Origin of the sequence: Sulfobacillus thermosulfidooxidans DSM 9293, from assembly GCF_900176145.1 — a bacterium.
GTDB lineage: Bacteria > Bacillota > Sulfobacillia > Sulfobacillales > Sulfobacillaceae > Sulfobacillus > Sulfobacillus thermosulfidooxidans.
In genome coordinates this window covers 2838751-2852124 of sequence record NZ_FWWY01000001.1, presented here as the reverse complement: position 1 = coordinate 2852124, position 13374 = coordinate 2838751, and the positions used below count along the sequence as shown (strand labels likewise).

Below are 13374 nucleotides of genomic sequence, written 5' to 3'. Positions count from 1 at the left end.
GATTTTCTTTTATCAGAAACCTAATTAATGGACATGGGAAGAAGGTATCGTTATCAACTGCCCTAGGTGGTTGGTCAGTGCGATGACGTTACCATAGCCATTCATCACCAGGGCACCAAGGGGTAAATTGGTAAGGGTCCCGGTAAATAATTGGTGTTGCCACATGCCTTGGTGATACCATACTAAAACATTGGTTGTGGTGACTGCTCCCTGTACTAAAGATGTTACGGATTTCTCCTGACGTGGCATTTGCAATACTGTGAGCTGGTGCGTCGTCTTTAATACATGCACCGGTAAACCACCGACAGTCCAACTCACCCAGTGCTTCGTCAGCCATGTCGAGTGCGAATCACTAGGCGGCAGGTATAACGCTGTGTAGAGTACGCCATCAATAGCAAAGGCCACCGAATGATAGCTTTTTGGGGTCGGGGCAAAAAGCCCTAAGCCTCCTTGACTCCATACGGTTGCTTGGACTGGTATGGCGCTTTTTTCCACCTGTTGCGCGATATTCGCCGGCGTTAAATAGGTTTCTCCGCTTAACGCTTGGGTCATAGGACCTTGCCCGGCAGCATTTACGGCAGCGATCCAGTAGGTATATTGCGTGCCGGGACGAACACCCGAATCGACGAATTCCACCTCATGGGTGCTCTGGGTCACTTCTCCAATTTTTTCAGCCCCTGCAACACTGTGATTCCCAACTGCCCGGTAAACCACATAAGCACTGGCGCCTGGAACCCGTGACCATTTAAGAACAACTTGAGACAGTCCCCACGATGCCACCACATGCGCCGGAGCTTGACTGGGCGGTTCCTTTGGAATAGCACTTGCTTGACGCATCGTAGCTTGTTGAGCTTGGCTTAATTGTGTCAACACGGGGCGAACTCGACCCATATCCGCCAACCATCCCGCCATAAAGGCCACCGGAATTAATAGCACAGCAGCCCCCGTCACTATCCACAATATCCAGTGAGGGAACCGGGATTTTTGCGAAAGATTAACCATCTTATCGACCTTCCCATGGTCATCATGTCATCATCAGTATCATTGAATTGTCGAAATGAGTGCTAATTTGTTAATACGGTTAGTATACTATACCGCTATATAAGGACAGGACTTATAGCAAGAAACTCAGAAATGTTTTGATCAGGATTCAGAAATGATTTACACTTTACGGAACCAGCAAAATTCACATCGTCGCCTATTTATCATGCTCTCCGAATATTTTGGCTGGTCATACCCGAGGAACTATTGACTTCTTATACATCTTAAGGTCTTAAGGAAGTGATGGGATCATTGATGTCAAATCCAATCCAACTGTATGACACCACATTGCGTGATGGGACGCAAAGACGGGGAATCTCCCTCTCGGTTGAAGATAAATTGCAAATTACGAAGCTGTTAGATGAATTTGGTTTCGATTATATCGAGGGAGGATGGCCGGCTTCGAATCCCAAAGATACCGCTTTCTTTAAAAGTGCCGGCCGTTATGTCAAACATGCAAAAATTACGGCTTTTGGCAGCACAAGGCGCCGAGGCGTGTTCGTGGATTCCGATGTGAATTTGCGTGCTATTTTGGACGCTGAATGCCCAGCGGCCACACTATTTGGAAAGTCATCGGTATTTCAAGCCACGAAAATTTTAGGATTGAGCCTAGAAGAAAATCTGGCTATGGTCGAAGAATCCGTACAGTTCCTGCGCAATCATGGTCTCGAAGTGATTTTTGATGCCGAGCATTTCTTCGATGGCTGCCAAGAAGATTTATCCTATGCGCTCGATGTCCTCAAAGCCGCTGAGAACGGCGGAGCAGATTGGATCGTCCTGTGCGATACAAATGGCGGGAGTTTGCCTGATCAAGTTCGAGAGTTTGTAGGACAAGCGCGCAATGTGGTGACCGTGCCATTAGGCATTCATGCCCACAATGACGGCGGATTAGCTGTTGCCAACTCGCTTGCCGCCGTTCAAGCCGGAGTCAGCATGGTTCAGGGCACCATCAATGGTTATGGAGAACGGTGTGGCAATGCGAATCTTTGCACCATCTGGCCCAATTTAGTGTACAAAATGAAATTATCGGCGGGCAACGAAGCCATGTTGCGGGAGCTTACCCGCTTATCCCGTACGGTGGCGGAAATTGCGAACTTAATTCCGGACGATTCGGCGCCCTTTGTCGGCGATAATGCCTTTACCCATAAAGCCGGAGTGCATGTTGGTGCCGTGCGAAAATATCCCGAAGCCTATGAGCATATTCGTCCCGAACAGGTAGGACAGACACGCCGCATTTTGGTTTCCGAATTAGCAGGCCGCTCAAATTTACTCTATCATTTTCAAAATCTTGACGCCTCATCGGAAACCGTCAAAGAATTGGTGCAAACAGTGAAACGCATGGAAGCACGCGGATATCAATATGAGGATGCTCCATCTTCCATGAAACTCTTGGTGGAACGGTCTTTAGGCCATGTGCCCGTATATTTTGACGTAGATCGTTTCCACGCTTCTGTCACCCACGATCAACGAACCATTGCCGAAGCTACGGTTCGCATCGTAGTGGGTGAGGATCACTTCGTTGAAGTTGGCGAAGGCGATGGTCCTGTTCACGCTCTTGATGCCGCTTTAAGGCGCGCCCTGACACAAATTTATCCTGTTATCGAAGGGTTGCGATTAAAAGATTATAAAGTGCGAGTTCTCGACGGACGGGATGGCACAAGAGCGTTGGTAAGAGTTTGGATTCGCTCAGAATTTCGGGACGAAACCGTCCAAACTGTTGGGGTATCCCGCAACATTCTGGAAGCTTCGTGGCTAGCCTTACTTGATTCCGTCAATTATGTCCTATGGATTTCCCATGCAGTTCCCGCAATTAATGAACACCAGCTCCGGCCTTCAAAATAGCTCAGGCCATCAAGGGACACATCGTTACAAACAGCGGTGTGACAATGTGTCCCTTGATTTGGTTTGTGAGCGCTGAGCAAAAAGCATCTCTTCTTATTGACGTCTTATTGATGAAGGAAACTCTTTAACCCCTGGTGTCATCTCAAAATAAAGCGGGTGACATGGCTAGCCAAAAACGTATTAACGGGCTAACAGGAAGGAGGCAATAACCATGGCACCACTTATCGAATTAGATCACATCAATTTTTCGCGTAATGGGCAAAATATTCTTCAAGATATTTCATGGCGAGTCGAATCAGGACAAAATTGGGCATTAATCGGTGCCAACGGTTCAGGCAAGACCACGTTGCTCAATATTATCACCGGATATCTTTGGCCTTCGTCGGGGCATGTCAGGGTATTAGGACAAGAATATGGTCATGTTGATCTGCGTGAGATTCGCAAGGCCATAGGATGGGTCAGTGTGTCTTTAGGAGATTGGTTTTTCTCCCATCATGGAGACAATACCGTGTTACAGGTCGTTGCAAGTGGTCGGGATTCTTCGATAGGAGTCCCCTACCGAAATATCTCGGATGATACGAAAAATGATGCCACAAAAGCCTTAGAAGCCGTTCGCATGGCAGATAAGGCCGAACGAGCTTACCGCCTTCTGTCCCAAGGTGAACGACAACGCGTATTATTAGCCAGGGCTTATATGGCATCCTTTCGCTTGCTCATTCTTGATGAGCCCTGTACAGGTTTAGACATTCCATCCCGAGAAATGGTCTTGGACAGTATTGAACGATTAGCCCATGAAGGCCAAATTGCCCTGCTATATGTAACGCACCATGTCGAAGAACTCCGAAATATCTTTAGTCATGGTCTCCTCCTCGATCATGGCCGCATTCTGCAACAAGGGCGTTTAGACCATGTCATTACCAACCAAACGTTGTCAGATGCTTTTGGGATGCCAATTGAAGTACAATGGGATCATGGACGGCCATGGGTAAAAGTCATTCACTCTACATATTTCCACTAGGAATGATATGTGGCCCTGTTTCATAATAAGAGTGAATTGCTCGGCAAGTTCAGACATCATCAACAAAGGAGTCATTTCAATGGCTAGTGTCGTTCTACAACATGTAACCAAACGCTATGGTTCTGTCGAAGCCGTGCATGACGTCAATTTAAACATTCAAGACCAAGAATTTTTAGTCTTTCTCGGACCATCCGGCTGTGGTAAAACCACCACATTACGCATGGTGGCAGGTTTAGAGGAACTATCAGATGGAGACATTTTCATTGGAGATGAAAATGTGAGCCAAAAACCTCCCAAAGACCGGGATATTGCCATGGTTTTTCAAAACTATGCGCTTTATCCTCATATGACAGTGTATGAAAACATGGCATTTGGTCTAAAATTGCGGAAAACACCAAAGAGCGAGATAGACCGCCGGGTCAAAGAAGCGGCAGAAATTTTGGGATTAGGGCAACTTTTGACTCGTAAACCCAAGGAACTATCGGGAGGCCAACGCCAACGAGTCGCCCTAGGACGGGCTATTGTGCGCGAACCGAAAGCCTTTTTAATGGACGAGCCGTTGTCTAATCTGGATGCAAAACTGCGCACCCAAACACGCGTAGAACTGAAGAATTTACACCGGCGTCTTGGCGCGACAATTATTTATGTGACCCATGATCAAACCGAAGCCATGACGATGGGAACACGCATTGTTGTCATGCGTGATGGTGTCGTTCAGCAAGTTGACACTCCCGACGGGATTTACAACAATCCCGCCAATCAATTTGTCGCCACGTTTGTAGGCACACCTGCGATGAATCTGATTAAGGGTACGGTACAAACCCAGGGGGATCAGAGTGTCTTTCATGTAGGATCGCAATTTATTGAGTTACCCGCGCGGATTCGTCATGCCTTAAGTAAATTAGGCAACAACCAACTCACCATCGGCTTACGGCCCGAGGATATTTTCTTGCACAATTATCAAGAAACCCCAGCTGTCCTCAACGCAACAGTCCAAGTGATCGAGCCGATGGGACACGAAAATATCGTCTATCTTGATCTAGAAGGCCAGCCACTGATTGCGCGCACCGATAACTCGTGGCTCGCCCGCAGCGGCGATACGGTCAAGATGGCCATTAATCTTCCCCGGCTGCACGCTTTTGATCCCTCGACAGAAGCCTCTTTGCTCTATTCATAGCCTTCTATTAGTAGCCAAAAGCCGTCCTGACGCTGGACGGCTTTTGGCACTGTAGAAAACTATAACAACGAGTCCAACATGCCTTGATGATCGGTTAAGAGCTGACGTGCTTCCTTGGCGTCAACATGTAAGAGATGCATTAAAATCGCTGTTTTCACTTCATATCCCGATTGGGTCAATAAGATATCTGCCGTCGGATAATCCACATCGGCTGCTAACATAACAATGCGGCGCGCCCGTTCTCGCAATTTAAAATTCGTCGCTTTAACGTCCACCATCAAATTATGATAAGTTTTGCCAAGACGAATCATCGCCCCGGTCGATAACATATTGAGAACTAATTTTGTTGCGGTCCCCGCTTTCAAACGAGTCGAACCCATAATCATTTCCGGCCCAGTCGGAATGACAATGGTAATGTCCGAATACGGTTGTGTTTCCGGATCATGATTACAGTTCACCGAAATTGTTCGTGCTCCCAATTGCCGCGCTTCTCTTAACGCTCCCAAAACGAATGGGGTACGGCCTGAAGCCGACAACCCTACGACAACATCACGCTCATCGATACCATAATCCTTCACTGCATGCGCTCCGGCCTCAACATCATCCTCGGCTCCTTCCACGGCATGCAATATAGCGTCTTGTCCACCGGCCATAATCGCTTGAATCATTGTGGGATCCGTATTAAATGTGGGCGGACATTCTGCCGCGTCAAGAATTCCCAAGCGACCACTGGTTCCTGCCCCAACATAAAACAAACGGCCTCCTCGTTGTAAAACCAGAGCAATCAGGTCAACGGCTTCACTAATGACCGGAATCTGCTCTCCAACCAATATCGGGACGGCTTGATCGGCCTGATTAATCGCCCTCAACATCTCGGCTGTACTCAGGTTCTCCAACCAGGGTATGGTCCGGTCCCACATCTCGGTTTCCAACCGTTCGATCGATTTATCGGGTTCCATAGAGATCCTCCATATTATGAAAATGCTATTGATTTATTTTGAAAATGTTCCTTGACGGACAAAATACTCCCGCCATGCTGCCCAATCTCCCACTGCCACAAATCCTTCGTTGTGCAGGTCGGGCTTATTATATTGAAGAGGATGTCCTAGAAAATCGACGACCTGGCCGCCTGCTTCGGCCACCAAAATATGACCTGCTGCACTATCCCACTCCATATTAGGAGTCAATCTCGGATAAACGTCATCCCGCCCTTCGGCAATCCGGCAAAATTTTAAGGCACTTCCGACATAATCAATCGAACGAATGGCTATTTGACTCCGGCGGACCCAATCTATTTCCGATTGACGGTGGGAACGACTGATAACAACATTAGCCGGATTCGAAAAACTATGACTGTGAAGACGGATACTGCCGGTTTTCTCTAGTCGGTAAGCCCCTTCGTTTTTTATCGCCATGTACGTGATATCGCCTACCGGCCAGTCAATGACGCCGATCACGGCCTGGTGATTTTCAATAAGCGCAACATTAATCGTAAATTCTCCATTACCTCGAACAAATTCTTTGGTTCCATCGAGCGGATCAACCATCCATAACCGTGGCCACGTCAGACGGGTATCATAATCTATTGTCTTAAGTTCCTCCGAAACCACAGGAATGGAAGGATCAACCTGGTGCAATTTTTCTATCAAAACCGCTTGAGAAGCCATATCTGCTTCTGTCACGGGCGAACGATCGTTTTTATATTGGACCTCATAGACACGCTTCATTATCGTCAGGATCTCAGCACGCGCGGCCTTTACCGCATCTAGCGCTCCCTGAGCCAACACTTTCCATTCGGTCATCATGCACCATCCTCAATGTTCGCACCATAGCTGAAATCATCATTCTGACGCTCCGAGTTCATCGTAACAAGTGGCTTACCCGTAGCGGTGATATTTTCCTTTTGTTTAGCTATGATGTTCGTTTACCGTTGCCTGTTTGCCTCACGACGTCGTTTCCTCACTTCATCATACCCGGAAGACCTCAAGACGGAAAGTTGTCCGTAAAGAGCTTTCAATCTTTGGGAGACCGAGTCTCATCCTTAATGCACTGGTTGGTCTTCTTGAGACAAGCGATCATTTGGCGAATTGAGTGAGTCATAGTATGCTGTCTTACGGAAGCTGAAAGCCTTTGGAATCCAGCTAAGCTTGGTAACCGAATAAAACCCAGAAATGTAAAAGGAGCGATCTCTTTTTGAAAGCCCTTACAACCTTGCATCCCAGCCAGGAACAAGCATCGTTTGTTGGTTTTGTTTCCGGATATCTCAGCCCTGATTCATTGTGTGCCATATTTGAATCAGAAAATTCCCAAGAACTTTTTCGTATTGCCATTACCGATTCTGGTATTATTCGTGTGTATTGGGTGAATGGCGACGATGTTTACGCAATATTACAACAAGAGGCAGGATATCCACGTACATCCTGGGTACCACTACAATTATCCGTGACAGCCTTTGGATGGGAAATCACCCGCGAAGAGATCCGCATTACCGTGAATCACCAGGGCTCGTTCCAGATTCACACCCCGTCTGGCAACTTTGAACTTGATTCATTTCTTCGACAACATCATAGCTTGCGGTGCAGACTTTCATCGCCTGCTTCAGAAAGTTTATTCGGCTTGGGAGAAAAAGTGGGTCCGCTCAACAAAAAAGGCCGCTTTTGGACCCAATGGACAACCGATGTCGCGCCGCATGAAGATGAGACCGATCCGTTGTATCAAGCGATCCCTTTTGCCCTGTTGGGGCAATCCTCAGAATTTCGTGGAATATTTCTCGCCAATAGTGCAAGAAGCTACGTTGACGCTACAGATACGGAAAATTTATGGTTCGGCGTCGACGATGGTCCCTTAAGTTTGTATTTAATACCCGGTCCCCAGATTTCTCAGGTCGTGGCTCGTTACAGTGCTTTGACCGGGCGTATGCCCCTTATGCCCACCTTTGCCTTAGGTTTCCAACAAAGCCGGTATAGCTATATGACACAAAATGAAGTCGTGGAGATTGCCAAACAGTTTCGGCATTGGCATTTACCACTGGATGTCATCTATCTGGATATTGACTATATGGATGGTTACCGTATCTTTACCTTTGATCCTGTGAGGTTTTCCGATCCTAAGGACATGATTTCCACACTGGATAAGCTCGGGATTAGTCTGGTGACCATTGTCGACCCCGGCGTCAAATACGATGAAAATTATGCCGTCTATCAAGAAGGACATGCCCATGATCATTTTATTTCCTATCTCAACGGTCAAGAATTCCTAAGCAGGGTTTGGCCTGGTCTATGTGCCTTTCCCGATTTCGCGAAGTCACAAACTCGCCAGTGGTGGGGTCAGTGGAACGCACGGTGGGTCGCACTGGGTATTAAAGGGATATGGAATGACATGAACGAACCGGCATGGTGGGGATACACGGAAAATGAACGGGCATGTCATCCGGATGAAGAAGTGGGCATTGTTCACCGTACTTCATCCGGCAAGGAATTACCCCACTATCTGGTACACAATCTTTATGCGTTATTAGAAGCCCAGGCGACCTTTGAGGGACTTCGTCATGCGTCATCCCTCAGGCCTTTTATCCTGAGCCGTTCCGGTTTTAGCGGTATCCAACGTTACGCAGCCGTATGGACAGGGGACAATACCAGTTCGTGGGAGCATTTAGCTTTATCGATTCCCATGTGTCTCAACTTAGGATTGTCCGGCGTTCCTATGGTAGGACCGGATATTGGAGGGTTTCTCGATAATGCTTCCCCAGAACTGTTTGCTCGGTGGATTCAAATGGGCGTCTTTTTTCCTTTTGCCCGGGCCCATACCGCTATTAATACAGTGCGTCACGAACCGTGGGCGTTTGGTGAAGATGTGCTGCGCATAGCACGTCGTTATATCCAATATCGTTACCGTTTACTGCCCTATTGGTATACCTTGATGTATCAAGCCCACATCGATGGTGCGCCCATGATGCGACCTTTGTGTTGGTATGACCCTTCAGACAAGGCGCGGAATATTGATGACCAATTTTTTGTCGGAGAGGATTTTCTGGTTGCGCCAATTCTCCGTGAAGGAGCAACCCGGCGCCACGTTGTCTTGCCTCCTGGCCTCTGGTACGATATATGGAACCGTCAATGGCTCGAGGGTCCTAAAGAAATAGAGGTTGAGGCCTCTTTAGAGCAATTGCCTCTGTTTATTCGACAGGGTGCCATAATTCCTTTGGCTCCCCGAATCCTTTCGACCCAATATTGGAGGGATACCAGTCCTTGGCCGGCTTCACTATGGGTTCTTCCGGGTCATGGCCGCTTTGATCTGTACGTCGATGATGGACGGACTACGGCTTACCAAGACGGAAGTTTTTCCTTAATCCAGTTTTCCGTACACACGACGGAGGATTCGTTATCGGTATCATGGCAGTGGATTCGGCGAGAGTTCTATCGTGATATCATGAATCAGCCAGTTATTTTACGCATCGGACCGATTAGTGGAACAATTCACCATGTTTCCTTAAACAATAACGTCGTGCCCAGTAGCCGAATTCACCACGCGATCCTCTCAATTCCCATCACGTTAACATCTGATGGGAAAGTTGATGTGATTTTTTCTCGCTCGAATCATCACTAAATCTCGCAATTGTGTGAATTCATCACGCAAGTGATCCGAATAGAACGGCTGTGGTATTTTATTCAATACGACGATTGATGATATGAAAGGACGTGAAAATATTGTCAGACCAAAATTATCGTCCCGGACTAGAAGGGGTCATTGCCACCGAAACGACCTTATCTTATCTCGATGTTGAACAAGAACAAATCGTAATTCGCGGATATGATCTCATCGAACTCGCAACCAAAGTGGACTATTTACGCGTCGCCTATTTGCTTGTTGCTGGACATCTGCCAACAGAAACAGAATATAACGCCTTCACGGAGCAATTGACTGCTGAGCAAAAGGTCCCCGAAGAAATATTCCAAATTATGGGCTCACTCGGCCCTCACACGCATTTGATGGATGCTGTACGTACCGGGCTATCCGCATTAGCGACATTTGATCCTGCCTTAACTGACCGCGATCCTGACAATACGTGGCGGCAAGCTTTGACCCTTTTGGCCACTATGCCAACGATCGTCGCCAACAGCTACCATATCCAAAATCATGAGCCGGTGATTTATCCTGACCCCACACTCGGTTATTCCCGCAATTTCCTTCAAATGATCACAGGCCGAATACCCGACGATACCGAAACGCGAGCGTTTGATCAGTTACTGACGGTATACAGTGAACATGAGATGCCTAATTCCACTTTTACGGCGATCGTCATCGCTTCAACATTATCCGACATGTATGGAGCTTTAGTGGGAGCCATTGCCTCTCTCAAAGGCACATTACATGGTGGCGCTAATGAGGCCGTAATGAAAATGCTCTTAGAAATGCAAAGCCCGGATCAGGTCGAACCGTATCTCATGGAGAAATTAGCCAAAAAAGAACGGATAATGGGGTTTGGCCACCGCGTTTATATGCGAAAGCCCGATCCCCGTGCTCTTTTGATGAAGGAATCCTTAAAAGAGCTTGTTGCCATCAAAGGGCACCACGACCTGTACGAAATGTGTGTCAAAGGCGAAGAAGTGATGCAACGGGAAAAAGGTTTATTCCCGAATTTAGATTACTATGCCGCTCCTGTCTATTATTTGCTCGACGTGCCCATTGAACTGTACACGCCGATCTTTTTTGCGGCTCGCACGGCGGGACTTGTGGCTCACGTTCGTGAACAATATGAGCATAACCGGTTATTCCGTCCCCGAGTTCTCTATACAGGGCCACGGAATTTACACCCCTAACGACACGTGTCAGCCCAGGCTATGTACGGATAAGATTGTCACGGGATTTAAGATGAGAAAGGACTGTTGTGATTGTCACATCATACAGGCGAAGCCGCAATGGTGCCGGATAGCGTGTTAACAGAAATTGCCGATTATGTCTTGACAACTCCTATAACGAGTCAAGAAGCTTATCATATGGCTAAATGGGTCTTATTTGATGCGATGGGGTCCGGAATATTGGCTCTCAATTATCCAGAATGCCGGAAACTCATCGGACCATGGGTTCCAGGAACCTCATCTTCAGGAGGGTGCCCCATTCCCGGCACATATCTTGAACTCGATCCCATTCAAGCCGCCTTTAGTATTAGTTGTATGAACCGATGGCTGGATTATAACGACACTTGGCTCGCCCAAGAATGGGGCCACCCTTCTGACAACATTGGTGCGATTTTGGCCACAGCAATTTGGAAAAGCCAGCAGAACATGCAAGAAGGTCGCGCTCCTGTGTCCATGCATGAGGTCCTCACGGCCATTATTAAAGCGCATGAAATCCAAGGAGTCCTCGCCTTGGGCAACAGTTTAAACCGTGTCGGATTAGATCATGTTCTCTTTGTAAAAATTGCTTCCACTGCTCTAAGCGCCTATCTACTCGAAGCTAACCGTCAACAAATCATTAATGCCTTGTCCAACGCATGGATTGATAACGGCAGTTTAAGAACCTATCGCCATTTTCCCAATACCGGATCACGTAAATCTTGGGCTGCGGCGGATGCAACCAGTCGTGCTGTACGCCTCAGTTTTTTGGCTTTAACCGGTGAGATGGGTTATCCGACAGCCCTTTCGGCACCTGAATGGGGTTTTAACGATGTCGTCATGGGTGGCAATCCTATTCGCTTGGTTCAACCTTTGAGTTCGTATGTCATTGAACATGTCTTGTTTAAAATTTCATATCCTGCGGAATTTCACGGGCAAACGGCCGTAGAAGCGGCTATTCAACTTCATCCACTAGTTTCCCAACGTCTCGATGACATTGCCGAAATCGTTATTGAAACACAAGAATCTGCCATGCGCATCATCAACAAAACGGGCCCGTTACAGAATCCCGCCGACCGGGATCATTGTCTGCAATATATGACCGCCGTGGGTTTATTAAAAGGATCTTTAACCGCGGAAGATTATTTAGATGAAGCCGCCATGAATCCCGAGATTGATCGCTTACGTGCCAAGATGACGGTAAAAGAAAATCCGCAATTTTCCCAGGATTATCTGGATCCAGACAAACGCTCTATTGCCAACGCCATTCAGATTTATTTTCAAGATGGATCCATGACACCAAAAATTACCGTCGAATACCCCATTGGCCACCGCAACCGCCGCCACGAAGCCGAAGAACCTTTGATGCAAAAACTTCATTCGAATTTACTATCGTGGTACGTTCCTAACAAGGTAGATTGTTTGTTGCAATTATTCCATGAACCGGATTTCGACAATGTGAGTGTGCTCGATTTTATTAAACCATGGAAATTATAGCAAGGAGGTGTCCCAGATGGCTTGGCTTTTTGAAGAACCCTTATCGCAGAAAGATTTGGCCGAACAATTTCGCATATTGATGCAAGGCCAACATATTTTAAAAATTCCAGGTGCACACGACGCTATGGCCGCTCTCGTTGCTAAATCAGTGGGCTTTCAGGCTTTATACCTATCAGGCGCAGCTTACACGGCAAGCCGTGGCCTACCTGACATTGGTTTAGTCAGTTCGTCCGAGGTCGCACAGCGAGCACAGGACATTATTCGAGCGACCAATCTTCCCCTTCTTGTCGATATTGATACCGGATTTGGCGGGGTTCTCAATGCTGCCCGGACCGCCCGTGAAATGGCGGAATCCCGCGTAGCCGCTATTCAAATTGAAGATCAAGACTTACCCAAAAAATGTGGTCATCTCAACGGCAAAAGCCTTATAGCCGCGGATGAAATGGTGGCCAAAATTCGCGCTATCAAACAAGTTGTTCCTGACATGGTAATTGTGGCCCGGACAGATGCCTACAACGTTGAAGGCCTATCATCGGCCATTGAGCGGGCCGAGCAATATGTTCAAGCGGGTGCAGAGGCCATTTTTCCCGAATCGCTCGATTCGCCGAATAGTTTTCAGGAGATGGCCCGCGCAATCCCCGCTCCATTGCTAGCCAATATGACCGAGTTTGGTCGAACTCCCTACTATTCAGCCCAGGAATTTGAAGAATGGGGCTATCGTATGGTGATTTACCCCGTATCATCGCTGCGTGTTGCCGCTAAAGCCTATGAACGGTTATATCAAACATTGGCGGCAACTGGTACCCAAGTTAATCTCTTAGAGGATATGCAAACCCGCCAAGAACTTTATGACCTGATTCGCTATTGGGATTACGAATCACTCGACGCTAAAATTTCCCAAACCATCTTACCCACGTTACCTGATACACAACAACACAAAGGGTGATCCCCCGGGATCACCCTTT

The 13374-nt window shown here is 47.5% G+C and carries 10 protein-coding genes; 7 read left to right on the top strand and 3 right to left on the bottom strand.

All coding sequences use genetic code 11. The features are described 5' to 3' along the window. Positions 1-24 precede the first annotated feature (24 nt). Complete coding sequence (locus B8987_RS14120) at positions 25-1002, bottom strand: fibronectin type III domain-containing protein (protein WP_020373202.1); 978 nt, start codon at positions 1000-1002, stop codon at positions 25-27. 294 nt (positions 1003-1296) lie between these two features. Here B8987_RS14120 and cimA point away from each other — a divergent pair, with 294 nt between their 5' ends. From cimA to B8987_RS14105, 3 genes are all read left to right on the top strand, one after another. Continuing rightward, on the top strand, positions 1297-2883 hold the full coding sequence (cimA, locus tag B8987_RS14115) for a citramalate synthase (protein WP_051005349.1): 1587 nt from the start codon (positions 1297-1299) through the stop codon (positions 2881-2883). Positions 2884-3094: 211 nt separating this feature from the next. Further along, positions 3095-3901: an ABC transporter ATP-binding protein gene (locus tag B8987_RS14110; protein WP_020373204.1), complete on the top strand. Its 807-nt coding sequence runs from the start codon at positions 3095-3097 to the stop codon at positions 3899-3901. Positions 3902-3980: 79 nt separating this feature from the next. Then, a complete protein-coding gene (locus B8987_RS14105; protein WP_020373205.1) occupies positions 3981-5078 on the top strand; it encodes an ABC transporter ATP-binding protein in 1098 nt (365 codons plus the stop codon). A 59-nt stretch (positions 5079-5137) separates the two neighbouring features. Here B8987_RS14105 and murQ read toward each other — a convergent pair whose 3' ends face one another. Continuing rightward, on the bottom strand, positions 5138-6037 hold the full coding sequence (gene murQ, locus B8987_RS14100) for an N-acetylmuramic acid 6-phosphate etherase (protein ID WP_020373206.1): 900 nt from the start codon (positions 6035-6037) through the stop codon (positions 5138-5140). Positions 6038-6070: 33 nt separating this feature from the next. Further along, positions 6071-6883 (bottom strand): 3'(2'),5'-bisphosphate nucleotidase CysQ, encoded by an 813-nt coding sequence (cysQ, locus tag B8987_RS14095; protein ID WP_081503115.1) that lies wholly within the window; start codon positions 6881-6883, stop codon positions 6071-6073. Positions 6884-7271: 388 nt separating this feature from the next. Here cysQ and B8987_RS14090 point away from each other — a divergent pair, with 388 nt between their 5' ends. From B8987_RS14090 to prpB, 4 genes are all read left to right on the top strand, one after another. Then, entirely contained in the window at positions 7272-9683 is a 2412-nt protein-coding gene (locus B8987_RS14090; protein ID WP_020373208.1) for a glycoside hydrolase family 31 protein, read from the top strand. A 101-nt stretch (positions 9684-9784) separates the two neighbouring features. Further along, a complete protein-coding gene (gene mmgD, locus B8987_RS14085; RefSeq protein ID WP_020373209.1) occupies positions 9785-10897 on the top strand; it encodes a citrate synthase in 1113 nt (370 codons plus the stop codon). 72 nt (positions 10898-10969) lie between these two features. Next, entirely contained in the window at positions 10970-12409 is a 1440-nt protein-coding gene (locus B8987_RS14080) for a bifunctional 2-methylcitrate dehydratase/aconitate hydratase (protein WP_242823905.1), read from the top strand. A gap of 16 nt (positions 12410-12425) precedes the next feature. After that, positions 12426-13355, top strand: a complete 930-nt coding sequence (gene prpB, locus B8987_RS14075) for a methylisocitrate lyase (RefSeq protein ID WP_020373211.1) — start codon at positions 12426-12428, stop codon at positions 13353-13355. Positions 13356-13374: the final 19 nt, after the last annotated feature.

What these genes read in the sequence shown, in the direction of transcription:
- B8987_RS14120 (WP_020373202.1), bottom strand. Translation starts at nt 1,002, where the DNA reads ATGGTTAATCTTTCGCAAAAATCCCGGTTCCCTCACTGGATATTGTGG.
- cimA (WP_051005349.1), top strand. Translation starts at nt 1,297, where the DNA reads ATGTCAAATCCAATCCAACTGTATGACACCACATTGCGTGATGGGACG.
- B8987_RS14110 (WP_020373204.1), top strand. Translation starts at nt 3,095, where the DNA reads ATGGCACCACTTATCGAATTAGATCACATCAATTTTTCGCGTAATGGG.
- B8987_RS14105 (WP_020373205.1), top strand. Translation starts at nt 3,981, where the DNA reads ATGGCTAGTGTCGTTCTACAACATGTAACCAAACGCTATGGTTCTGTC.
- murQ (WP_020373206.1), bottom strand. Translation starts at nt 6,037, where the DNA reads ATGGAACCCGATAAATCGATCGAACGGTTGGAAACCGAGATGTGGGAC.
- cysQ (WP_081503115.1), bottom strand. Translation starts at nt 6,883, where the DNA reads ATGATGACCGAATGGAAAGTGTTGGCTCAGGGAGCGCTAGATGCGGTA.
- prpB (WP_020373211.1), top strand. Translation starts at nt 12,426, where the DNA reads ATGGCTTGGCTTTTTGAAGAACCCTTATCGCAGAAAGATTTGGCCGAA.